Raw genomic sequence first — 23434 nt, forward strand, 5'->3', positions numbered from 1 at the left:
ATATACGAGATAAAATTTTTTAAAGATTTTTTTTGTTGTTCATATTATTTCGTTAAATTTGGTAGGTAAAATAAACAATATTAAAACAACCTATTCGGAAGACGAACTTATTGCTTCGCTCAGAGAAAAGAGCGAATCAGGTTTTCACCACTTATATGACCATTATTCTGGTGCATTATATGGGGTGATTCTTCGAATTGTGCAGTCAAAAGAATATACGGAAGAGATTATTCAGGATGTATTTATGAAAATCTGGAACTCTATCCATCAGTATGACACTGCTAAAGGTCGTTTTTACACGTGGATGATCAACATCGCCAGAAACACAGCAATCGATTATCTAAAATCCAAAAGCTTTCAGAACGAGCTAAAAAACCAATCACTTCCTGATTTCGTATATAACAATGCGGAACTTTCAACGACTAATAATTCAGATTTTATTGGTTTCAGCAATGTGCTGGAAACTTTAGATTCTGATAAGCAGGAGCTTATAAATCTTGCCTATTATCAGGGGTTCACGCAGAGTGAAATATCAGAAAAGCTGAATATGCCTTTGGGTACTGTAAAAACGAAAATGCGTAATGCATTGATGAAATTAAAAGATTTATTAAAAGATTATCAATAAGTTGAATAGTAAAGAATACATATCATCCGGAATTCTAGAATCTTACATTCTAGGTCATGCTTCTCCCGAGGAAGCAGGTATTCTGGAGTGTGTAATGAAGAATAATGCTGAAGTAAAAGAAGCTTTTGAGGAAGCACAAAAAACTTTTGAGATGCTTGCCACAGTGCAGGCAGTGACCCCACCAGAAGATTTAAAATCTAAAATCTGGGCAAAAATTCAGCAGGAGCAGCCTGTTGAAGAACAAAAACCTGTAATTCCACTTCAGAATAATATTCAGAAAATAGATTTGGAAGAGAATAATCGGGTAGTAAAAAGCGACAAAACAAGTGGCTGGAGAAATTTTGCAATAGCTGCATCACTTTTATTTTTACTAAGTACAGGAGTTAATCTTTATTTGATGAACAGCCAGTCGGAGATTGATAAACAACTTGTAAAAATGGAAAGTGACAAAAAAATGAATCAGGTCGCTATGCAGAATATGCAACAGAAACTTGACGTTTTTGCCAATCCCGATATGAAAAAAGTGGTTTTAGCGGGCGTAGAAAAACATCCCGAAGCTAAAGCAACTGTTTTGTGGGACAGCGCTTCTAAAGATATTTATCTTTCTGCAAATTCTCTGCCTAAAGCACCTGAAGGTATGCAGTATCAACTGTGGGCGATCGCCGATGGCAAACCTGTAAGTGCAGGAATGTATACTGAAGATGTTGACAGCAGAATTGCTATTTCAAATATTACCAATGCGCAGGCATTTGCGATTACACTCGAGAAAAAAGGAGGTAGCGAAGTTCCTACGATGGAAAATATGTATGTAATGGGTGGCGTATAATAACGATTCAAATTCAAAATATAAAAAGTCAGCTCTGAAAATTGAGCTGATTTTTGTTTTTATATTTATACGTTATTAAAAAAATCAAAAACTATTTTACCTTTACTTTTTCCTAAAATTTCTTCCAAAGTTTCCAGACTTGCTTCTTTTATTCTTTTTACTGATTTCAATTTTGATAAAAGCATTCCGACTGTCTTTTCACCGACTCCCGGAATTTCGTCGAGTTCGGATTTAATGGTGGAATTTGTTCGCCTTGTTCTGTGATGTTTTACTCCAAAACGGTGTGCCTCATCACGTACACGCTGAAGAATTTTTAATGTTTCAGATTTTTTATCAAGATATAAAGGAATAGGATCTTCCGGAAAGAAAATTTCTTCCAGTCTTTTCGCGATACCGACAATGGTAATTTTTCCGTAAAGTCCAAGTAATTTTAAACTTTTTATTGCAGATGAAAGCTGTCCTTTTCCACCGTCAATTAAGATCAGTTGTGGTAACGGCTCTCCTTCATCGAGTATTCTTTTGTACCGACGATAGATCACTTCCTCCATCGTTTTAAAATCATCAGGACCTGTGACGGTTTTTGGATGAAAGATTCTGTAATCTGCCTTACTTGGTTTTCCGTCTTTAAAGACAACACAGGCCGAAACGGGATTGGTTCCCTGAATATTCGAGTTGTCAAAACCTTCAATGTGACGAGGCTCCACGGGCATTCTCAAAAGTTTCTGCATTTCTGCCATGATTCTGTTTGAGTGTCTTTCCGGATCTACGATTTGTACCTGTTTCAGCTTTTCAATTCTGTATTCTTTTGCGTTTTTTTCAGAAAGTTCTACAATACGTTTCTTGTCGCCCATCTTGGGAACAATCAACTTTACATTGGGTATTTCTAAAGTTAGATGAAAAGGAATAAGTACTTCTTTTGAATCAGATTCAAACTTCTGACGAATTTCAATTAATGCTTCCTCAAGAATATCTTCATCACTTTCTTCAATGATTTTTTTGATCTCTGTGGTAAAACTCTGAATGATATTTCCGTTTCTGATTTTAAAATAATTGACGTAAGCGGCAGTCTCGTCACTTGTCATTCCGAAGACATCTACATCATCAATATTTGGGTTGACAACAGTGTGTTTAACCTGATAATCTTCCAAAATATCCAATCTTTCTTTTACGATCTGCGCATTTTCATACTGAAGATTTTCAGCATATTTCATCATTTGATTGACAAGATATTGCTTTGCCGTTTGAAAATCTCCCTTGATGATCCCGCGTATGGCATCAATTTTCTCATCATACTCTTCCTTGCTTTCAAGGCCTTCACATGGCCCCTGGCAATTTTTAATATGAAATTCCAGACAGACTTTGTACTTGCCATCATCAATTTTAGAAGGAGCCAGATTGAGATTGCAGGTTCTGAGTTTATAAATATGTTTGATCGTATCTAAAAGAATTTTTGCCGGACGTACTTTTGCATAAGGTCCGTAATATTCTGATCCGTCTTTGATCTTTGTTCTGGTAAGAAAGATACGTGGAAAATCTTCATTTTTTATGCAAATCCAGGGATACGTTTTGTCATCCTTAAGCATTACATTGTAAAACGGCTGATGTTCTTTGATCAGATTATTTTCCAATAAAAGCGCATCATATTCGCTGTTGACGATAGTAGTCTCCAGGCGGTAAATCTTGCCGACCATGGTTTTTATTCTTGAGCCTAAAAGATTTTTATTAAAATAAGAAAGAACTCTTTTTTTTAGATGTTTAGCCTTTCCAACATACAGCAGATTTCCGTTTTTATCGTAATAACGATAAACTCCAGGTTCTGATGGCAAAGTTTTTAGCTGTAATTCTAAAGAAGGATTCATAGAACAAAATTAAGCAAATTTCAGCCCATAAAAAAGCTGGACGATTTTCAAAATTTTCATTTTTGATGATACTTTTTAAACTTAAAACTGAGTTGCGCATGTATTTTAGGCAAAATCATTTTTTTTAAAGAAAGTTTAGACCAAAACCTAAATGTAGTCATTTCTGGAAATCCAATATCAGAAAAACAAAAAGCTGCAGAATTTTCCGCAGCTTTGAAATATTTTAAAATTAAATTTTATCCGTTGCTCATTTCTGTATATTCATTCACCAAAAAGCTGAAAAATCCCCATTCTACAGATTTTTTAGGATATTTTTTCATGAATTCTGCATTGTCACCAAATAAGAAATCATAGTTGTCTTCAAAATCATCTTTGTGAAGCCACATTACTTTATCACCTTTTTTCACGTAAAATGATTTTGCAAGTCCGCCACCAAGTTGCATCCCAAATCCTACAGTCATACCCGAAGTTTCCTTTGCTCTGGGGTCATGATAAACAGAAATAATTTCGCTGAATTCAGGATTGATAAGTTGCATTAAAAACTCTTTATCATCTTTTTTGTTTTTCAAAGAAACGGTTTGATTTACAAATTGAATTTGACCATCAGTTGTATTTTTGCTCAGTTTTTTGGTGCTTAAGCTTCTTACGTTAGTTACATGTTTTCCAACTTTCAAAATTTTCGCCAATTTCGTAGGATAAATGTACATTTCGCTTACGTTATCTGCATTGAAAACCATTTGTTTTTTTGTTGCGCTGTCTTTAATAGAGATTCCATAGATCTGTCCTTTTTTAGTTTCTATATCGTTGCAAAAACCCTTGTTTACGGTTCCGTCTTTCAGAATGATCGTTGAAATTTTCTTTGTGGATGGCCCGGGAAATCCTTCATTAAAAAGATACTGTTCCATTTTTTTGATTTGATCTTTGGAATATTTTACCTTTTCCTGAGCAAATGAGAATGCACTCGTTAACGAAAGTGCCAATAATAAAGCTTTTAGTTTCATAAGTTTAGTTTATTTAATGCGTAAAAATAAACAATAAAATCTTTGATCTGAGAAATATTTTAAAGTGCAGATTCGCATTTCCAGTTCTGATCAAAATGTGTATTTTTAGACAAATTTTTTGAAATGATATACGGAGTAGATGTTTTGAGTTTCCATGATGTTCTGGAAATCTGCAAAAATCCAAATAAAGCTGAATTAAATACAACAGCAAAACAGCAAATTCTAAAATCTCAGGATAATGTAAAGAAAATTGTAGAGTCAGATCGTTGTGTTTATGGTATCAACACAGGATTCGGGCCACTTTGTGATACAAAAATTTCGGCTGACGAAACGGCGCAGCTTCAATATAATTTAATTATTTCTCACGCAGTCGGAGTAGGCAAACCAATTGATAAAGAATTTTCAAAAATCATGATGATTTCTAAGGTTCACGCTTTATCAAAAGGTTTTTCGGGAGTTTCTCTGGAAGTGATTGAAAGATTCATTCTGATGCTCGAAAAAGACATCATTCCTGTTGTTCCAGAACAAGGTTCTGTCGGTGCGTCCGGAGATTTGGCACCTTTGTCACATTTGGTTTTACCACTTTTAGGTTTGGGTCAGGTTTGGGTAGGAAACGAAATCTTTGAAACTGCTGAAATTTTAGAAAAACATAACCTTGAACCTTTGGTTTTAGGACCAAAAGAAGGTTTAGGATTAATCAACGGAACTCAGTTTATTCTTGCTCATGCGATTAAAGGTTTAGAAAAATTCGAATATCTTCTTAATCTAGCAGACATGACGGCTGCAATGAGCATTGAAGCGTACAGAGGTTCTGCAAGTCCGTTTAAGAAGGAACTCCATGATATCAGACCTTTTGAAGGGAGTAAAAAAGTAGCGGCAAGAATGTTGAAATTTTTAAAGAATTCCGACAATCTTAAATCTCACGAGTATTGCGACAGAGTGCAGGATCCTTATTCTATGAGATGTGTTCCGCAGGTGCATGGTGCAAGTAGAAATGCTTTTGAACATTTAAAATTGATGGCAGAAACAGAACTGAATTCTGTAACAGACAACCCAATTGTTTTAAGTGCGGAAGAATCAATTTCAGGAGGAAATTTCCATGGACAGTTGATGGCGATGCCTTTAGATTATGCAACTTTGGCAGTAGCCGAGCTTGGGAATATTTCAGACAGACGAAGTTATTTACTATTAGAAGGAAAATACGGCTTACCTAGATTGCTGACGGAAAGTTCAGGACTAAATTCCGGATTTATGATTCCTCAATATACCTCTGCAGCTTTGGTTACAGAGAATAAAACGCTTTGTTTCCCGGCTTCTGCAGATTCTATCCCTACAAGTTTGGGACAGGAAGATCACGTTTCGATGGGAAGTATTTCGGGAAGAAAGTTCAATCAGGTTCTTGGGAATTTAGTGAATATTTTGGCGGTGGAATTAATGTTTGCTGCACAGGGTTTAGAATTCAGAAGACCAGCGAAATGTTCTAAAATTATTGAAGAAAACTTTGCCATTCTTCGTACAAAAGTTGCTAAGCTGGAAGATGACAGATTGATTGGCAAAGATATGTTGGCAATTGCTGAGTTGATTAATGAGCGAAAGTTTGTGGTTAATTAATAATCAAATCACCATTTTTTTATTGAAAAGATTTTTAAATAACTGAATTTTTATATCCTTCAATAGAGATCTCGATATTGAGAAAACAAATACAAATAGCTTCCATATCTGGAGGCTGTTTTTTGTTCAAATAAAAAAGTAGTATGCTGAAGATATTAATTTTAATTTATTAAGGGTCTGTAATTCAATTGAAAATGTTAATTTGGTTTTACCCATAAAAAAATATATTCTTATGAAAAAATGTGTATTCTTCTTACTTGCAGCATTCGCTCTAAATTCTTGTACGAATGATGATCTGCAAAATTCATCAGTAGAAAGCGAAATTGTACAGGCCGATCCGCTTACTGCGAGACAAATCAACGACAAAATCAACGAAACCATCAAGACAAAAGGAAAATTCTCATGGAACGAATCTTCATCACATTTTCTGTGGAGCGGAATTGTTCAGGGAAATAAAATTGCCTCTATCGGTTTTGGAAATTCAAAAGATGACTTCGACAGAAGTAAATCTGCTGATTCTGAAAGTTTGCAGAACGAAATCCTAGAAGTTATTCAACAATACGAAGGCAAAAAAGATCGTGTTTTATTGGCTTCCGACGAATATCTTAACCAAATAGATGTTTATATTGAGAAGCAGGAGACGGTGATTGCGCTGCGAAAATTAAAATCAATCCGTTATTTGGAACCTGCGGATTATCACTATTTTGAAAATGAAAATAAAGTAAATGGTGTGGCAAAATCAAGCGGAAGTTCATCGGGTTGTGGATTTGAATCTACAGCATTAAGCGCATCAGATTACACAACAGTAACTCCAAATGCAAAAGCTTCTTGGTCTTTCTATAAACATAATATTACCAATGCATGGAGTTACAGCACTGGAGCCGGAATTACGATTGGTCTTATTGATTCCGGAGTTTCGGCGAATCAAAGTTTGCTGGGCAGCAGTTTTAATAATGGTTTATCTTCGGGAAGATCAATCAGTAAAAACGGTGTTTATGTTGATTCTGTTTGGCCGTGGAGTTCAGGTTTTGACGGTTCTGATGATAAATGCGGTCACGGAACAAGCATGGCCTCGGCGATGGCTGCACCGAGAAATAATCAGGGACAGCCAGTTGGTGTTGCGTATAATGCTAATTTAGTGACTTACAGAGCGGCTTCTAATGTTGTTTTAGATGGCTATCATGAGCAGGAAGGGGTGAAGTTGGCGTTTACTGCCTTGGGAAATAATACTTCTGTAAAAATCATTTCAATGTCGATGGGACATATTTTCTCTGTCGGGAAAATTGAAGACGGAGTAAAATACGCTTATTCTAAAGGTAAACTAATCTTTTGCGCAGGCGGAACTTCTACAAGCTTCACCACTTTTGTAGGAGTGATTTTCCCAGCCTGGATGCCTGAAACACAAGCAATCACTGGTGTAAAAGAAAATACTTCTAATCAGAAATGTGATGTTTGTCATTCTGGTTCTGAAATTGATTTTACTTATCAGATGGAACGAGCTTCTGGAAATAATATTCCGGTGGTAAGTTATTACAATGCACAGACAGATTATGTAGGTGGTTCTTCCGTTGCAACAGCTTCTACAGCTGGAATTGCAGCATTGGTATGGTCAAAAAATCCTTCATGGACGAGAGAACAGGTTTTAACTAAAATGAGACAGTCTTCAACATATTATCCTACTCCAAATTCAGATTTCGGTTACGGAAATATCAACGTTTTACAAGCTGTACAGTAAATGTGAGTTTAAATTTTTCAGATCAAATAAAGCTTTCAAATCGGAAGCTTTATTTTTTTTAGGTTCAGTCTCCCAATTTATAATCCAACGGCAGCAGTTTCTCAACTTTATCTTTTGCAAATTCTCCCTGATTGGTCAACTGACCCGGATTTGAAGTGTTTCCATCAGAATAAATTTCAAAAGTGTCACTCTCGGGATGTAGAAAAGAGGTTTGAATAATAGGAATTGTGCCTTTCACAAACTGATTTTTTTTCAGTTCGTAAAAGAATTTCTTGAAATTAATCTGCATCATGTGATCGTAATCCAAAAACAATTTTCCATCTGTCTTTTTAGTATAATCAGATTCCGGAATCTGAGTTTTGGTGACAGCGATTTTGTAAGGTGGCTCATTGCGTTTTCTGTTTCCGATATCTAAAATGTCTTCAGGAACATTCAGCGTTTTTTTTGATTTTAATGTTTTTGCAAAATCTTTCAGTCGCTGCAATTCTTCCTCTGTTGGATATTTTGAATTGGGAAATTTCGTGATTTGATTGACAATAAAACCCTCGTCAGCCACTTTATTTTCAAAAACGCTCCTGAAAAAATGAACCTGACTTCCGTCGTAAGCATTCATTCGGTTGAGCTTAACTTTATTGGTGCTTTTTGTTTCTTTAAAAAAGCTAGTTCCCATAAATCGGGTCGTATTGTTTTCAAGATCTGCTACAAATTCCACCAGGTTATAATCGATCGTGTAGCCCAGGTTTTTATTTTCAATAATCAAAGTTTGTGGTGCTCTAACCTTAAGAATTTTGTTTTCTTTATCAAATGAAAATTTCAGAGAACGCTGATTTTTGATGCGCACATTTTCTCTGTCGTTTCCGAGGAAAGAATCAAGAAAAAAATAAATATAATTCTTGTAAGCCGCTTCTGTATAAGGAATAATTGTTACTTCTTCAATCTCTTTAGCTTTAATTAAAACAACTTTCAGTTTTTTGTTTAAAACCTCAGAAACAGAGATTGTAAATGTTTCATAATCATCTTTCTGAAAAACCAGGCTGTTGTTATTTGCTGAAGGAAGATTTAATGTAAAAGTTCCGTCTGCTGCCGATACCGTTCCTGTTTTTGTTCCGTCGAGATAAATATTTACGCTCGAGATGGGTTTCTCAATGTCATTCACCACCGTTCCTTTAATTGTTTGAGCAATTGTGATATAAAACGGTAAAAAAATAATTAAAAGTAATATCGTTTTTTTCATGGTAAACAATATTACTAAATTTATAGTGATAAAAAAAAGACTGTTACAAAAATTTTATATTAACCAATTTTCACACTCGTCATGCTAAGACTTCCGGCAATTAATTCATCATTAAACAAAACCAAATCTTCAGATTTATCTTTTAAAGCTAAACTGTAAACCAGCGGTAAATAATGATCAGGAGTGGGAACAGAATACTGCAGCGAAATACCTTGCTTATGATAATCAATAATATGCTGAAAATTGCCATCTAAAAGCCAATTGTTGGTTTTCTCTCTCGCTTCGATCGCCCAGTCCCAGCCGACTCCAACGGTATTGATGTTTCGCCAGTCGATCAATCTTAAATTATGGATAATATTTCCGCTTCCGATGATCAGGATTCCTTTTTCACGAAGTTTATTTAGTCTTTTAGCCAAATCAAAATGATATTGCGGCGGTTTTGTGTAATCGATACTTAATTGAATCACAGGAATGTCTGCTTCAGGATACATGTGCTTAATAACCGACCATGCGCCGTGATCTAAACCCCAATTGTGATTTTCTTCTACCAAAGTAGGTTTTAAAAGTTCGGCAGTTTCTTTAGCCAATTCAGGATTTCCGGGAGCAGGATAATTTACATCAAATAAAGCCTGCGGAAAACCTCCGAAATCATGAATGGTTTTAGGCATATCCATCGCGGTAATTTTAGTTCCATTTGTGAACCAATGCGCAGAAATACACAAAATAGCATTTGGTTTGGAAATTTCTTTTGCGACATTTCTAAATCCCTGTACAAACTGATTTTCTTCAATAGCATTCATCGGCGATCCATGTCCTAAGAAAAGAACAGGCATTTTCTGTGTATTTTTAAAATTGTCGCTGATGTTTTGTAGATCGTTGAGATTCATAATATTTGTTTTAAAATAAAAGATCCGATGATTATAGTAAACCATCGGATCTTCAGAAAACTATATTTAATTTACTATGCTTGCTTTACAAACTGCAGTTCACCTGCAATCTTTACTTCGTCGCTTACCATTACACCTCCTGCTTCCAGAGCTGCGTTCCAGTTTAGGCCAAAGTCTTTTCTATTGATTTTTCCTTCAAAAGAAAAACCTGCTTTTGTATTTCCCCAAGGATCTACATTGATACCACCAAAGTCTACATCTAAAGTTACCGGCTTTGTAATACCGTTTACCGTAAGATTTCCTGTGATAGAATCGTTCAGAGCATCAGATTCGAAAGTGATTGTAGGATTTGCTTCTGCATTGAAGAATTCAGCAGATTTCAAGTGAGTATCTCTGTCTGCATTGTGCGTAGAGATAGAAGAAACCTGAATTGTTGCTGTAGTTTTTGCATTTTTAAATGTATCATCATCAGCATCGATTTCAGCAGTAAAATTGGTGAAATTTCCTTTGATATTAGAAATCATCATGTGTTTTACTTTAAAAGTAATTTCACTGTGCGTTGGGTCTAAATTCCATTTTGTAGCCATTGTATTTATTTTTTAGTTGTTATTGTATGATGCAAATGTATAACAAGAACGATGCTCGATTCATTGATTTAGGATAAGAAATGAGTTTTAATTAAAGTTCTTTTGTTTTATTTATTAATTAAATTTTTCAAGAGTTTCTTGCTTGATACTTAGCTTAACGTTTTTTTCAGTTCCCTAATCGAAGTCGAAGGGAGTTTTAAAAAATAATGCAGCTTAGACCACCCCGTCAAAAATTCTTTGAATTTTCGCCACCTCTCAAGAGGAGGGGAATTCTAAGTTACAAACTTTTGTTTGTGAGATTTTCGGTTTTAAGAGTCAGTTAAATTTACTCAATTCAAATAAATTCATCTTTTATTTAACAATTTTTAACGGTTGAATTTTATTTCTTACTTTTGACAGATTCAATTTTAGATACAATGAAATTATATAAATTTTCTTTATTGATGGTGGTTTTGGGCGGATCTGCTTTTGCACAAACTCAAAAATTTACCATGGCAGAAGCCGTAAACGGACTTAGAAGTAATCTTGCAGTAAAGAATATCTCGCAGTTTTCTTGGTCAGAAGACGGCAAATCTTACATTCAGGCTGTGAGAGCAGGATATTTGATGACCGATTTGAAAACGAACAAGCAAGATACGTTGGTATCTCTGACGCAGCTCAACAAAAATTTCGCAGACAGTAAACTAAAAGGAATTCCTCCGATTAAATTCACCAATAACTCAAGTGGTTATTTCAGTGCCAATAATCAAATGTATTGGGTAGAGAAATCGGGAAACGACTGGAAAGTAAAACGTTCGTCTGCGATGGATGAAAATGTTTCAAACATGAAGATGTTTGCAGATAACCAGACTTTTGCGTACACAGTAAAGAACAATTTATTCATCAGTAAAAATGGTAAAGCTATTGCCGTGACCAATGATTCTGATGAAAATATTCTCAACGGAGCTTCCAATGTTCACAGAAATGAATTTGGAATTGATAGTGGAATTTTCCCGGCTCCGAATTCTGAAAGTGTAGCTTTTTATAGGATGGATCAGAAAATGGTTGCAGATTACCCGATCATCGACTGGTCTGTAACTCCGGCGGTAAACACCAACATCAAATATCCGATGGCAGGAAAAACTTCACACGAAGTAACGTTGGGTGTTTACAATATTAAAAGTGAATCAACGACTTTTCTAAAAGTTGAAGGTGAAAAAGACCAGTATTTGACGGCAGTTACCTGGAGTCCGGATTCTAAATATATTTTTGTGGGAGTCTTAAACAGAGGTCAGAATCATTTAAAAATGAATCAGTATGATGCTGCTACAGGAAATTTAGTGAAAACTTTATTCGAAGAAACCGACAGTAAATATGTTGAGCCACAACATCCTTTGTTGTTTTTCCCAAATTCAAATACCGATTTTATCTGGCAAAGTCAGAGAACTGGCTACAACCATTTATTTCATTACAGTCTGGAAAAAGGTCTGATTGCTCAGATCACGAAAGGAGATTGGTTGGTGACGGATATTCTCGGATTTAATGAAAAGAAAAAAGAAATTTACTACGTTTCTACTCAGGAAAGTCCGACAGAAAGACATTTGTACAGAATAAATTGGGCAACATTCAAAACTCAAAAATTGGATAATGCGGAAGGAATGCATTCCGGAGTTTTAAGTAAAGATGGAAATTATCTGTATGATATGTACACGAATTCAAACACGCCGAGAATTGCCAATATTATCAATACCAACTCGCTGAAATCAACAAATCTTCTGACTGCAGAAAATCCGCTGAAAAATTATCAGCGACCGGAAATTAAAAATATCAATTTAAAAGCAGACGACGGAACTTTATTATACGGAAAGATCATTCTTCCGACCAATTTTGACCCGAATAAAAAATATCCTGCAATTGTTTACTTATACAATGGTCCGCATTTGCAATTGGTGACCAATTCTTTCCCGGCTTCAGGAAATCTTTGGTATGAATATATGGCGCAAAACGGATACATCATTTTCACAATGGATGGAAGAGGTTCTTCAAACCGTGGAATGAAATTTGAACAGGCTGTTTTCAGAAATTTAGGGACGACTGAAATGAATGACCAATTGAAAGGTGTTGACTATTTAAAATCTCTTCCTTATGTAGATTCTGAAAAACTGGGAATTCACGGATGGAGTTTTGGAGGATTTATGACGACAAGTTTTATGCTTCGTCATCCTGAAACCTTTAAAGTGGGAGTTGCTGGCGGACCTGTTATCGACTGGAGTATGTACGAAATCATGTACGGCGAAAGATATATGGATACTCCACAGGAGAATCCTCAGGGATATGCAACGTCAAATCTTTTGGATAAAGTTCAGAATCTGAAAGGAAAACTGCTAATGATTCACGGAGCGCAGGATGATGTGGTGGTTTGGCAACATTCAATGAAATTTATCAAATCTGCTGTTGACAACGGAGTACAGTTAGATTACTTCGTTTATCCGGGACATCCGCACAATGTTATCGGAAAAGACAGAGTACATCTGATGCAGAAAGTGACTGATTATTTTGATCAGAACTTAAAGAAATAATTTTTAATGGAAAAAATGAAATAATAATATTAAATTCAGTCAATTAGGCTGAATTTTTTTTTTGTCTTTAAATTTTAGATACAGTACAAAGGATAGCTTACGAACAAAACCATTCTTATCAAAGGTCAATGTTTTTCCTAGTCAATAAATGTAATTTTGTTAATCTAAAAATCTAAAATCTAAAAATCTAAAATCTAAAATCTAAAATCTAAAATCTAAAATCTAAAATCTAAAATTAACAATATGGAACTAGGAATAGGAATGTTCGGTGATTTGGCATTAGACCAGAAAACCGGAAAATATAAAGAAGCAGGAATAAAAATCCGTGAAATAATAGAGCAGGTAAAACTAATGGATGAGGTGGGAATTGATGTTTTCGCGATGGGAGAACATCACCGTCCCGATTATGCGGTTTCTTCCCCTGAAATGGTTTTGGCAGCTGCTGCAAGTATCACAAAAAATATAAAATTGGCGAGTGGAGTAATCGTCTTGAGTTCTTCTGAGCCTGTGAAAGTCTATGAAGATTTTGCTACATTAGATTTGATTTCCGATGGTAGAGCAGAGATTTTCGTGGGAAGAGGAAGTTTCATCGAATCTTTTCCTTTATATGGATATTCTCTGAATGATTACGAAGAACTTTTTGATGAAAAATTAGAATTATTATTAAAAATAAATTCTGAAGAAAACGTGTCGTGGTCAGGAAAACTTCGTGCTCCGATGCAGAATCAGACCGTTTATCCAAGAGCAAAAAACAATGGTAAACTTCCGATCTGGAGAGCGGTTGGCGGAACTCCACAATCAGTTTTAAGTGCCGCAAAATTGGGAATGCCATTGGTTGTTGCCATCATTGGCGGAATGCCAATTCAGTTTAAAAGTTTGGTTGATTTCTACAAACAGGAATATCTTAAAGCAGGTCATGATGAGTCTGAAATGCAGATTGCCATTCATTCACATACTTTTGTGAGTGATGAAAAAGAAGTCGTAGATGGATATTTCCATAATTATAAATCTCAAATGGATAGAATCGGCAAGTCTCGAGGATGGGCTCCGTACACAAAAATGCAGTACGAAGGCGGAAGAGCAAAAGAGGGAGCATTATTCATCGGAAATGCAGATGAAGTTGCAGATAAAATCAATTATATGAAAGAGATTTTTGGGATTACAAGATTCATCGGTCACATGGATGTCGGAGATCCGAACCACGATATTATGATGAAATCAATAGAATTAATGGGTGAAAAAGTGGCCCAAAATGTGAAATAAAAGTCAGAAAGCTCCATTAAATATGGAGCTTTTTTCGTTTAATATTCTAGATTCAATTACTGAGATTATTTTTATACTCGTTCAACAACGCCACAAATTTTGCTGGAGACATCCCGTAAGTATCTGGAAATGCTCCTGTTTTCGATTTTACTTTAGCATCGATCACATTTTCATCAAGCTCAAAGGTTACCGTTTTCATGATAACAATATTTCTGATGCCGAAACTTTTTATCGCTCGCCATGGTATAAAAGTGGTTTTGAATAAGGTTTTCATCTCAATGCCTTTTTCACTGAGTTTTAAATAGGTGGCATTGGGAATAAAATTGATTACATAAACAATAAAACACAACCCGAAAAAGATAATATTTAAGACAGCAATCCAGATATTTTTATCTAAAAGACTAATTCCTAAAATCACAAAACCTAAACTGATCAACATCAGAAAAATATTTTTAATTTTTCCCGGATAAAACGTGACTGGTAATTTGTGCATGATAATTTTTAAAATTTAAATGTAAATAAAAAGCTTTATAATTAAGATATTTCGATCAAACTTCCCCGTTCTTCATCCTTCCTAATATTCAGCGAAACAGGAATTTTCTCTTTCAGTTCTTCAACGTGCGAAATGATTCCTACAATTCGATTTTCTTTCTGAAGGCTCATCAACGTTTCAAAAACAACATTCACAGATTCCAGATCCTGAGTTCCGAAACCTTCGTCAATGAAAAAGAAATTTTTCTCAGACTGAGCATTCGCCTGAACACTTTCCGCCAAAGCCAAAGCAAGACTCAGCGAAACCTGAAAGGCCTGTCCGCCCGACAATGTTTTTACGCTTCGGCTTCGTCCTTCGTTGAGGTAATCTACAATTTCAAAATCGTTGTTTTCGTTAAGTTGCAAACTCAGTTGATTCCTCGTCATTCTGTGAAAACGCACATTGGCATGATCGCACAATTGTCGAAGGTAAATAGATGAAACATACTGCACAAAACCGGCTCCTTTAAAGAGATTGGTCATCACTTTCAGGTTTTCTGCACGCTTTTGAAGTTTTGATAGTTCTATTAAAAGATTTTCTTTTTTCTTAAATTCTTTCTCCAGTCTTTCGATTTCCGATGTTAATTTTACAACCGAATCATTCACTGTTTTTAATTCGTTTTCAATGGTTTTGAACTGATTTTCAACGGCTGAAAAATGTTCTTCATCAAATGAAAAATCTTTAAGTTTTGTTTTAAGTTCAGAAATTCCGTTTTTCAAAGTTTCAAAATCTATTCTGAATTTTTGAATTTTATTTCTAGCTTGTTGAACATCAATTTCCCGTGATAAAATCGTTTGAACCTCAACCAAATTACTGAAATTTTGTTCGGATAAAAACTGTTTTATAACATTTTCGTTGTCAGAAAATTCTTTTTCAAGTTCCAGAATTCTTTTTTCAAGTTGTAAAACGATTGTTTTTTGCTCGGCAAGTTTTGGGGAAAGTTCTTTTTCTTTTTTAATTAAAATCTGATAATTCTGCTCGGTTTCAAGATTCGACTTAGCGAGTTTCTCATAGCTTTCTTCAACTTCAGCAACGGTTTTTTCCTGATGATTTTCCCATTCCAGAATTCGCAGATTCGATTCATTGGTCTTGATCTGTTCAGCTTTTTTAGCTTCATCCAAGGTGAATTTTTCCAGCGCTTTATGATAGGAAGTAAGAGTTTCGCGCTCTTTTTCTAAATTTTTCTGTTCGGTGGAAATATTCTGACCAATCTGCTCGATCTGTTTTTCTATTTCGAAAGATTGCAGACGTTTCTGTTCAAATTCAGCTTCGTTTTCAGCATTAAATTCTATCCAGACAAATTTTTGCGAATGATTTTGAAGATTGATCTGAATTTGCTTTAAAATTTCTTCCTCAGATTTCAGTTGTTCTTCAAAAATAGTTTTCCGGTCTAGAATTTTTTCAATTTCCTGATATTTTTTCTGAATTTCCTGCTTTTGAGCTTCGAGATTTTCGATTTGCTTTTGCAATTCATTCAATTCAGAATTCACATCATCAAACTCCACAATATTCGGATGTTCCAGCGAGCCACAAAGCGGACAAGTTTCTCCGTCATGCAGTTCACTTGCAAAATGTGACAGCTTTTGCTGAATTTCTAATTGTTTTTGCTTCTCAGTAAGTTGTTTTTTCTGAGTTTCTAAAGCATCAATTTGAGTTTTAAAATCATTTTTAAAACTTTCAGTACTGATTTCAAAAGGTTTTAATTCTGCTGAAATCTTTGCAATTTCGGCTTTCTTTTGATTTGTTTTTTCGCTTTGTTTTTGATAAGATTCTGTCAGATTTTTCTTATCTAAAAACCAGTTTCCAACGTCAATTACTAATTTTGAATTTAATTTTTTGGGTTTTAAAACGTCAGTTTCTTTTGCTAGTTCGGTAAGTTTTTTTTGAATCAGTTGAATGTTCGCTTCAACTTCCTGTACTTTTTCCGAACCCTTTTTTGTTCTTTCTTTCAGAATTTCAATTTCACCAGAAAACTTCAGCATCTGCAATATTAAATTCAAATCATTTTCCTGAATTTTTGAATGATCTAATGCTTCAAATTTTGGTAAGATCGCAGAAAGTTTTTCCGTTAAAGATTTAAATTCAGTTTCCGTTTCAGATAAAATTTTAGTCTGATCTTCTTTGTCTTTCTGATGAGATTCAATTTCATTTTGAAGTTTGCTCTTCTCAATAATTAATGGATTAAAAATGCGAAAAACCTTGTCAAATAATTCAGTTTTTGTTTCTAATAGATCAACTTCAGTTTTCTGCACAGACAGTTTTTCCAAATCTTCTTTTTTCCTTTTTAAAAGTTCGAAATCTTCTTTTAAATTTTTGAGTTGCTGATATTTTTCGCCAATCTCTTGAAACTGAATCTTTATTGCTTCCAGTTTTTGATTTTCGGTCGATAATTCTTCTTTTTTTAATGAAATCTGTTCTTCATTTACTTCTTCAAAACCTTTCAGCTGACCTTCCAGCTGATCCAGTTCTGATCTGTTTTTGGCATTTAAAGTCGAAACATTATTCTGGAGATCAAAACGCTGAAGATTAAAAATCTCCTTCATCATATTTGTTCTTTCGGTTGCTCCAAGTTCCAGAAATTCTTTGAACTGACCTTGCGGAATAATGATTGTACGTTTAAAATTGGCATAACTTAAACCGATTATTTCCTCGCAATTAGAATGATCCAGAGGAATCCATTTTTCATTTATTTTTTCATAAAATGTAACAGAAGAAGGTTTTACATCATCAAATTTTTTAGAATTTCTTTTAAAATCACGAGTCGCACGAAAGATTTTGTTCTCATGATTGATAAAATCAAACTGAATGTAAGAAGAGTTAGATTTCAGGTTCATCATGTTGTACGCTCTTTTGTCGCGCATATTCAGGCGTTCCGTTTCCCCATAAAGTGCAAACGAAATCGCTTCTAAAATTGATGATTTTCCCGAACCGACAGATCCGAAAATCCCGAACAATCCGGCTTCCGTGAGATTTTTAAAATCAATGGTCTGTCGTTCCTGATAAGAATATAAACCCTCAATGGTTAATTGAATAGGAATCATTTTTTTTATTGGTTTAAAATTTCATTAAACAAACTGATAAGTTCTTCATTGGCTTCCTGACCGCCATTTTTAGATTTAAAATAATCTTTAAACAAAAACTCGATATCCTGATTGAGATTGATTTCGTGTAATTGATTTTCATTAAAACCCTGGCTTTTAACCTTTGGAATAAGATATACAATTCCGCTGTGAGACTGATAAATCTGCTTTCTTTCTTCGGCTTTCAAAAACGTTTCGCTTTCTAAGGTGAGTTCCACAAGTGTATCTTGATTCTCGCGAAGCCATTGTATTGTATTTTCCACAGAATCAAAAGACTTTCTGGAGAGACATTTTCCGTTTTGTATGGCAATCTTTGCGAAGGCAACCGGCTGATTGGGTTCTGCTTCAATTATAGATATATATTTTGTCTGTCCGGCTTCACTGAAGCTGTAGCATAATGGGGAAGATGCGTAGACGACAGGCTTGTCTGCCGTTCCGATATTTTGAAAACCATGCAGATGTCCCAAAGCCGTATATTGTATTTGTGAAGGAATAATATCCGAATAAATAAGGTCTGCATTTCCTATTTTAATCGGTTTTTCACCTTCAGGCTCCTCGATAATTGCTACACCTTTTTTGTTCATATATAAATGTGTAATCAGAAGGTTAACCCCTTTTTGATCACAGAATTCATCAGCGATTTGTTTCCAGCTTTCTTTTAAAACATTGTTGATTTCGTCTTCCTTATTTTCTCCAAGATATTCTTTTAAACGAACTTCATTTGCATAAGGCGTATGTAAAATTCTTATGGGAAACTCTTGATTTTTTAATTGTAATTCAATAAAACCAGCGGCTGAATTTGAAATTTTAAAATGCTCCAGTTCGAAAGGATGAATCGTTGCTTTCGGATGACCGATTAATATAATTCCGCATTCTCTTGCCAGCGGATCCGGAGCGTCAATCAGATTTGGAGAATCATGATTTCCTGCAATAGCAATCACAGGGCGTTTTCCGTTTAATGACAGTCGTTTCAATGTTTTGTAAAACAGTTCTGTTGCTTCTACACTCGGGTTGAAATTATCAAATAGATCTCCGGCAATTAAAACGAGATCAACATTTTGTTCATCGGCAATTTCTACAATTTCGTTCATCACCAAAACCTGTTCTTCCAATCGTGAAAAACGGTCGAGGCGTTTACCCAAATGCCAATCGGCGGTGTGAAGGATTTTCATGATGCTTGAGATTCGTCTTCTTGTTCTGTAGTCAGTTTGGCTTTTGTATTTTCACGCATTTCCTTCAAGCGATTTTTTCTTTTCAGTTCGGCTTCCTGAATTTTGCGCTTTTTGTCAGCAATTTTCTTATTATGTATTTTTTTATTTGCGTCTGTATTTCTACTCATCTCAACTTATTTAGGCAAATTTTTACTTTAAAATTGGTATTGCTAAATTAATCTATTCTTTAGAGAAAACTTTATTTCAGATGGTTTTTCAATATTTAATTCTGCAGTTTATTTATTGTAGAAATATTTTCTTTAACAAGTTTTTGAGATTAAAAAGATCTCCGTCGGTTTAAAACAATCTTGTTTATAACTGCTGGAGGTGTATGTTGGTTTAAAACATCCTTGTTTGTAACCGAAGGAATTCTCGGTTGGTTTAAAACAATACTGTTTGCGACTTCCCGAGCTTGAATTTTATTTAAAATCACCCAATTGGTAATAAAATAGAGTTGTGTTTGGTTTGTTTTTTTGTGTTTTGTAATGAAACAAAGAATACTTTTATTTAAAATTACTTCATTTATAATAAAACGCGGTTGAGATGGGCTTGTTTTTATATGGTTTAGAACCACATAGGCATTCAAAACCAATGAGGTTTAGATGACGTTTAAATAATGTTTAGAAATGAAATAATTACCTTTGTCAAATTATGGAGCAACATTCAAAAGATCCTCTACACGGAAAAAGACTAGACGCCATTCTTGAAGAATTGGTAGAGTATTATCAGGGATTTGAAAAACTGGGCGAACAGATCAATATAAAATGTTTCACAGACAATCCGAGCATCAATTCTTCGCTGAAATTTTTGCGCAAAACCGACTGGGCAAGAGTAAAAGTGGAGAGTTTGTATCTGTATGTTTTGAGACAGAAAAAAAAGGCTGAAGCAAAGAAATAATAGATATTAAATGTCATGTAAATGTGTTTTAATGTGTTTTCGGCATTCACTTCTTTCAAAAATAGTATCTTTGTCAGGTTAATCGTGAGCGTAATCACGACAAAAAATAAAAAATATGACAATTGATCAGAAACACGTTGTAGCTGTAAAATACATTCTTCATACCATAGAAGAAGACGGAACTAAAGTTCTTGTAGAGGAAACAACAGAAGAAAATCCGCTGACATTTTTGTACGGTATGGGAATGATGATTCCAAAATTTGAACAGAACATTCTTGGTTTAAAAGCTGGCGACAAAGCTGACTTTGTAATTCAGCCGGAGGAAGCTTACGGTGAAAAACAGGAAGATGCGATTGCACAATTGCCAATCGATATGTTTGGTGAGGCAGGAATTCCTCCAGTAGGAGCAATTTTACCTCTTACAGATAATGAAGGAAATAATTTCCAGGCTTTTGTGGTAGAAGTTACTCCTGAAGCTGTAATTGCAGACCTGAACCACCCGATGGCAGGTAAAGTTTTAGATTTCCAGGTTGAAATTTTAAATACGCGCCCTGCAACAGAAGAGGAACTTTCTCACGGTCATGCGCATGGCATCGACGGAAACGAGGCTCACTAAGAGTTTTTAGATAAATATAAATGTCCGGCAGAAATGCCGGACTTTTTTTTACACATGTGTCACATAAGTTTAAGTTTTTAAACCAAGAAAAATCTTTGTGACTTATGTGTTAAAAGTTTTTGTGATTAGATAAGTCAATCTAAAAACTCACCGCTTACATAATACCAACGGTTTTGAATCATTTTGAAGGTCGATAATTCGTGATGAATATTTTTTTCTCCCTCTTCATCGGTGTAATATGCCTTGAATTCCACCTTATTCATTGATGGTTTACTGACGATCTCCAATTTTGTCCATTCATTGATTTCTCCCCATTCCTGCAGATCTTTTGTATTGTGAAACTGCCTTTTACCGGGAGACGTAGTTTCCATTAAATATTTTCCATTCGGAATAGCAAAGGCAGAAAACCGCGAACGCATCAAAGCTTCTGCGGTAGGAGCATTTTTTTCTCCTGTGTGAAAAGGTTTGCAACATTCTTCATAGGATTTTCCGGAGCAACAGGGGCAATTCATTCTTTTGATTTTTATTTAAACACAAATTTACACGAATATTTTTTGCGCGAATATCACAAAGCTTGATTCAATAGAGCCGGCTTTAGCTTGTGTTATATTTAAATTTATTCCATTGGCTTTAGCCAAAACCTATCGCACATTTGCAGATAGGGCAGATTTTAAGTTAAAAATAAAAAGCTGCTCAATCAGCAAAATGTGCGATATTATTATTTTACCTTTAAAAGAAAGAAGCACTCAAAAATGAATGCTTCCTAAAAATTATTTAATAAAACCTCTGTTTCTCAACAACGGTTTAATATCAGGATCGTGCCCTGTGAAATCTCGAAATGCCTGATTTAGATCAACAGAATTTCCTACAGATAAGATATATTTTCTGAAACGGTCACCGTTTTCTCTGGTCAAACCGCCGTTTTTCGAAATCCATTCCCAAGCATCGCTATCTAAAGTTTCAGACCATAAATACGCATAGTATCCGGCCGAATAACCACCTCCCCAAATGTGTGCAAAGTATGGCGTGTGGTATCTTGGCGGAACGGTTGATAAAGTAAATCCGTGATTATTTAAAGATTGTTTTTCAAAATCTAAAACCGGAAGCAATTGTCCTTCATTAGTTACAGAATGCCAATCCATATCCAGGGCTGCTGCAGAGACAAGTTCAGTGGTCATGTAACCTTGATTGAAAGTCGCAGCATTTTTAATTTTATCAACCAAAGCCTGTGGAATCGGTTGTTTTGTTTCATAATGAAGAGCGTAGTTTTTCAAAACGACCGGATCTAAAGCCCAATGCTCATTAATTTGCGAAGGAAATTCTACAAAATCTCTAGGGACATTAGTTCCCGAAAGTGAAGGATATTTCTGGCTCGCAAACATTCCGTGAATAGAGTGACCAAACTCATGGAAAATCGTGGTTACATCATCATAACTAATTAATGAAGGCTTTCCTGGCGCTGGTTTTTGATAATTATAACAATTGACAATCACTGGTTTTGTTCCCAAAAGATAAGATTGTTCAACAAAATTGCTCATCCACGCACCACCATTCTTAGAATCACGAGTGTAAAAGTCTAGGTAATAAATAGCCAATGATTTTCCGTCTTGGTCAAAAACTTCGTATGTAACGACATCCGGATGATAAACGGGAAGATCAGTTCTTTTTTTGAAGGTCAATCCGTAGAATTTTTCAGCAGCAAAAAAAACTCCTTTTTCCAGAACGGTTGTGATCTCAAAATAAGGTTTAATTTGGTTTTCATCTAAATCAAATTTAGCTTTTCTCACTTGTTCAGCATAGAAATTCCAGTTCCAAGGTTCTAGTTTAAAACCACCTTTTTGCTGATCTATCAAATCCTGAATGTCTTTTGCTTCACGTTTTGCTGTTTCCACAGCGGGAGTCGCCAGTTGGTTCATCAATTTTACTGCCGCATCGGGAGTTTTTGCCATCTGATCCTGCAACTTCCATTCTGCAAAGCTTTTTTTGCCTAAAATCTGCGCTTTTTTCAGTCTTAATCTTGCGAGTTTTTCAATTGTTTCTCTCGTGTCGCTGCTTCCGCCTTTTTCCGCTCTCATCCATGATGCTTTGAAAACTTTTTCACGGGTTGCTCGGTTGGTGAGGTTTTGAAGAACAGGTTGTTGTGTAGTATTTTGAAGAGCTAAAAGATATTTGCCTTCTTTTCCGGCAGTTTTTGCATCAGCTGCAGCTGCCGCAATTTCGTCTGCGGAAAGTCCGTCAAGTTCCTTTACATTGTCGATGATAATTCCGCCTTCCTTTCTTGCTTCAAGCAATTTATTAGAATATTGTGTCGAAAGTGAGGCCATTTCCTGATTTACCTGCTTCAGTTTCTCTTTGTCTGCTGATGAAAGATTGGCTCCGGCGATCTCAAAATTCTGTTTATAAAATTGTAAAAGTCTTTTGCTTTCAGAATCTAAACCGTTGTCTGAAATAGCTTTAATTCTGTTATATAAATTTTCATTCAGATACATCTTGTCAGAATGTGCCGCAAAAATAGGAGCAAATTCTTCATCTAAAGCCTGTAGCGTAGGATTTGTGTTTGCACTGGTTAAATTTGAAAAAATAGTTACCGCTCTTTTCAAAACTTCACCACTTTTTTCCAGAGCAACGATGGTATTGTCAAAAGTTGCAGTTTCGGTATTGTTAGCGATTTTCAGGATTTCGGCATCATGCTGTTTTAAGCCAAATTCGAATGCGGGTTTGAAATGTTCATTTTTAATTTTATCAAATTCCGGGGCTTCATATTGAAGTTTGCTTTTCTTCATAAAAGGATTTGAAGAAAGCGAAGCATCAGGAACCGGAATTTCCTGCGTTATGTCGTTTGTTTTCATTGTGGTACAAGAGTAATTGAATGCTAAAGCAGAAATTAATAATGCTGATGAAATGTTTTTCAT

Annotated in this window: 19 protein-coding genes; 8 read left to right on the forward strand and 11 right to left on the reverse strand. The window is 35.1% G+C overall.

Features of this window, described 5'->3' with window-relative positions; all coding sequences use genetic code 11:
* Positions 1 to 58 precede the first annotated feature (58 nt).
* Together PGH12_RS15290 and PGH12_RS15295 are read left to right on the forward strand one after the other, a co-directional pair.
* Positions 59 to 625 (forward strand): RNA polymerase sigma factor, encoded by a 567-nt coding sequence (locus PGH12_RS15290; protein WP_267598316.1) that lies wholly within the window; start codon positions 59 to 61, stop codon positions 623 to 625.
* Between the two features lies 1 nt (position 626).
* A complete protein-coding gene (locus PGH12_RS15295; protein ID WP_267598317.1) occupies positions 627 to 1451 on the forward strand; it encodes an anti-sigma factor in 825 nt (274 codons plus the stop codon).
* A 65-nt stretch (positions 1452 to 1516) separates the two neighbouring features.
* Here PGH12_RS15295 and uvrC read toward each other — a convergent pair whose 3' ends face one another.
* Both uvrC and PGH12_RS15305 read right to left on the reverse strand, forming a co-directional pair.
* Positions 1517 to 3310, reverse strand: coding sequence for an excinuclease ABC subunit UvrC (gene uvrC, locus PGH12_RS15300; protein WP_267598318.1), 1794 nt, complete (start codon positions 3308 to 3310; stop codon positions 1517 to 1519).
* A gap of 236 nt (positions 3311 to 3546) precedes the next feature.
* Entirely contained in the window at positions 3547 to 4311 is a 765-nt protein-coding gene (locus tag PGH12_RS15305; protein ID WP_267598319.1) for a hypothetical protein, read from the reverse strand.
* Positions 4312 to 4434: 123 nt separating this feature from the next.
* On the opposite strand from PGH12_RS15305, the gene hutH reads away from it, so the two are divergent.
* Positions 4435 to 5922 carry a histidine ammonia-lyase gene (gene hutH / locus PGH12_RS15310; protein ID WP_267598320.1) on the forward strand — a complete coding sequence of 496 codons (1488 nt, stop codon included), beginning with the start codon at positions 4435 to 4437 and terminating at the stop codon, positions 5920 to 5922.
* A 232-nt stretch (positions 5923 to 6154) separates the two neighbouring features.
* Positions 6155 to 7657 (forward strand): S8 family peptidase, encoded by a 1503-nt coding sequence (locus tag PGH12_RS15315; RefSeq protein WP_267598321.1) that lies wholly within the window; start codon positions 6155 to 6157, stop codon positions 7655 to 7657.
* Positions 7658 to 7721: 64 nt separating this feature from the next.
* Here the strand turns inward: PGH12_RS15315 and PGH12_RS15320 are convergent, their stop codons facing one another.
* The 3 genes from PGH12_RS15320 to PGH12_RS15330 all read right to left on the reverse strand — a co-directional run bounded on the left by PGH12_RS15320 (position 7722) and on the right by PGH12_RS15330 (position 10365).
* A complete protein-coding gene (locus PGH12_RS15320; protein WP_267598322.1) occupies positions 7722 to 8891 on the reverse strand; it encodes a carboxypeptidase-like regulatory domain-containing protein in 1170 nt (389 codons plus the stop codon).
* Between the two features lie 59 nt (positions 8892 to 8950).
* The gene (ygiD, locus tag PGH12_RS15325; RefSeq protein ID WP_267598323.1) at positions 8951 to 9778 is read right to left on the reverse strand and encodes a 4,5-DOPA-extradiol-dioxygenase; all 828 of its coding nucleotides are present in this window, start codon (positions 9776 to 9778) and stop codon (positions 8951 to 8953) included.
* 74 nt (positions 9779 to 9852) lie between these two features.
* Positions 9853 to 10365, reverse strand: coding sequence for a YceI family protein (locus PGH12_RS15330; RefSeq protein WP_267598324.1), 513 nt, complete (start codon positions 10363 to 10365; stop codon positions 9853 to 9855).
* 416 nt (positions 10366 to 10781) lie between these two features.
* Between PGH12_RS15330 and PGH12_RS15335 the strand changes: the two genes are divergently transcribed.
* On the forward strand, positions 10782 to 12923 hold the full coding sequence (locus PGH12_RS15335; RefSeq protein ID WP_267598325.1) for a S9 family peptidase: 2142 nt from the start codon (positions 10782 to 10784) through the stop codon (positions 12921 to 12923).
* 243 nt (positions 12924 to 13166) lie between these two features.
* Positions 13167 to 14186 (forward strand): LLM class flavin-dependent oxidoreductase, encoded by a 1020-nt coding sequence (locus tag PGH12_RS15340; protein ID WP_267598326.1) that lies wholly within the window; start codon positions 13167 to 13169, stop codon positions 14184 to 14186.
* Positions 14187 to 14238: 52 nt separating this feature from the next.
* Here PGH12_RS15340 and PGH12_RS15345 read toward each other — a convergent pair whose 3' ends face one another.
* The 4 genes from PGH12_RS15345 to PGH12_RS15360 are packed head-to-tail and all read right to left on the reverse strand — an operon-like array spanning position 14239 to position 19137.
* On the reverse strand, positions 14239 to 14679 hold the full coding sequence (locus PGH12_RS15345; RefSeq protein ID WP_267598327.1) for an STM3941 family protein: 441 nt from the start codon (positions 14677 to 14679) through the stop codon (positions 14239 to 14241).
* A 41-nt stretch (positions 14680 to 14720) separates the two neighbouring features.
* Positions 14721 to 17759 carry an AAA family ATPase gene (locus PGH12_RS15350; RefSeq protein ID WP_267598328.1) on the reverse strand — a complete coding sequence of 1013 codons (3039 nt, stop codon included), beginning with the start codon at positions 17757 to 17759 and terminating at the stop codon, positions 14721 to 14723.
* A gap of 5 nt (positions 17760 to 17764) precedes the next feature.
* Positions 17765 to 18970, reverse strand: coding sequence for a metallophosphoesterase family protein (locus PGH12_RS15355; RefSeq protein WP_267598329.1), 1206 nt, complete (start codon positions 18968 to 18970; stop codon positions 17765 to 17767).
* Positions 18967 to 19137, reverse strand: a complete 171-nt coding sequence (locus tag PGH12_RS15360; RefSeq protein ID WP_267598330.1) for a hypothetical protein — start codon at positions 19135 to 19137, stop codon at positions 18967 to 18969. Before PGH12_RS15360 ends, PGH12_RS15355 begins: the two co-directional genes overlap by 4 nt.
* A 523-nt stretch (positions 19138 to 19660) precedes the next feature.
* Here PGH12_RS15360 and PGH12_RS15365 point away from each other — a divergent pair.
* Together PGH12_RS15365 and PGH12_RS15370 are read left to right on the forward strand one after the other, a co-directional pair.
* The gene (locus PGH12_RS15365) at positions 19661 to 19906 is read left to right on the forward strand and encodes a VF530 family protein (protein WP_267598331.1); all 246 of its coding nucleotides are present in this window, start codon (positions 19661 to 19663) and stop codon (positions 19904 to 19906) included.
* A gap of 115 nt (positions 19907 to 20021) precedes the next feature.
* Positions 20022 to 20522: an FKBP-type peptidyl-prolyl cis-trans isomerase gene (locus PGH12_RS15370; RefSeq protein WP_267598332.1), complete on the forward strand. Its 501-nt coding sequence runs from the start codon at positions 20022 to 20024 to the stop codon at positions 20520 to 20522.
* A gap of 134 nt (positions 20523 to 20656) precedes the next feature.
* Here PGH12_RS15370 and PGH12_RS15375 read toward each other — a convergent pair whose 3' ends face one another.
* A complete protein-coding gene (locus PGH12_RS15375) occupies positions 20657 to 21034 on the reverse strand; it encodes a YchJ family protein (RefSeq protein WP_267598333.1) in 378 nt (125 codons plus the stop codon).
* Positions 21035 to 21292: 258 nt separating this feature from the next.
* Positions 21293 to 23434 carry a M3 family metallopeptidase gene (locus tag PGH12_RS15380; RefSeq protein WP_267598334.1) on the reverse strand — a complete coding sequence of 714 codons (2142 nt, stop codon included), beginning with the start codon at positions 23432 to 23434 and terminating at the stop codon, positions 21293 to 21295.

This window comes from Chryseobacterium sp. CY350 (assembly GCF_027945075.1).
Classification (GTDB): Bacteria; Bacteroidota; Bacteroidia; order Flavobacteriales; family Weeksellaceae; genus Chryseobacterium.

Excerpts from the sequence above, each read along its gene's own strand:
- uvrC (WP_267598318.1), bottom strand. The coding sequence starts at position 3,310 with ATGAATCCTTCTTTAGAATTACAGCTAAAAACTTTGCCATCAGAACCT.
- PGH12_RS15305 (WP_267598319.1), bottom strand. The coding sequence starts at position 4,311 with ATGAAACTAAAAGCTTTATTATTGGCACTTTCGTTAACGAGTGCATTC.
- hutH (WP_267598320.1), top strand. The coding sequence starts at position 4,435 with ATGATATACGGAGTAGATGTTTTGAGTTTCCATGATGTTCTGGAAATC.
- PGH12_RS15315 (WP_267598321.1), top strand. The coding sequence starts at position 6,155 with ATGAAAAAATGTGTATTCTTCTTACTTGCAGCATTCGCTCTAAATTCT.
- PGH12_RS15320 (WP_267598322.1), bottom strand. The coding sequence starts at position 8,891 with ATGAAAAAAACGATATTACTTTTAATTATTTTTTTACCGTTTTATATC.
- ygiD (WP_267598323.1), bottom strand. The coding sequence starts at position 9,778 with ATGAATCTCAACGATCTACAAAACATCAGCGACAATTTTAAAAATACA.
- PGH12_RS15330 (WP_267598324.1), bottom strand. The coding sequence starts at position 10,365 with ATGGCTACAAAATGGAATTTAGACCCAACGCACAGTGAAATTACTTTT.
- PGH12_RS15335 (WP_267598325.1), top strand. The coding sequence starts at position 10,782 with ATGAAATTATATAAATTTTCTTTATTGATGGTGGTTTTGGGCGGATCT.
- PGH12_RS15340 (WP_267598326.1), top strand. The coding sequence starts at position 13,167 with ATGGAACTAGGAATAGGAATGTTCGGTGATTTGGCATTAGACCAGAAA.
- PGH12_RS15345 (WP_267598327.1), bottom strand. The coding sequence starts at position 14,679 with ATGCACAAATTACCAGTCACGTTTTATCCGGGAAAAATTAAAAATATT.
- PGH12_RS15350 (WP_267598328.1), bottom strand. The coding sequence starts at position 17,759 with ATGATTCCTATTCAATTAACCATTGAGGGTTTATATTCTTATCAGGAA.
- PGH12_RS15355 (WP_267598329.1), bottom strand. The coding sequence starts at position 18,970 with ATGAAAATCCTTCACACCGCCGATTGGCATTTGGGTAAACGCCTCGAC.
- PGH12_RS15360 (WP_267598330.1), bottom strand. The coding sequence starts at position 19,137 with ATGAGTAGAAATACAGACGCAAATAAAAAAATACATAATAAGAAAATT.
- PGH12_RS15365 (WP_267598331.1), top strand. The coding sequence starts at position 19,661 with ATGGAGCAACATTCAAAAGATCCTCTACACGGAAAAAGACTAGACGCC.
- PGH12_RS15370 (WP_267598332.1), top strand. The coding sequence starts at position 20,022 with ATGACAATTGATCAGAAACACGTTGTAGCTGTAAAATACATTCTTCAT.
- PGH12_RS15375 (WP_267598333.1), bottom strand. The coding sequence starts at position 21,034 with ATGAATTGCCCCTGTTGCTCCGGAAAATCCTATGAAGAATGTTGCAAA.
- PGH12_RS15380 (WP_267598334.1), bottom strand. The coding sequence starts at position 23,434 with ATGAAAAACATTTCATCAGCATTATTAATTTCTGCTTTAGCATTCAAT.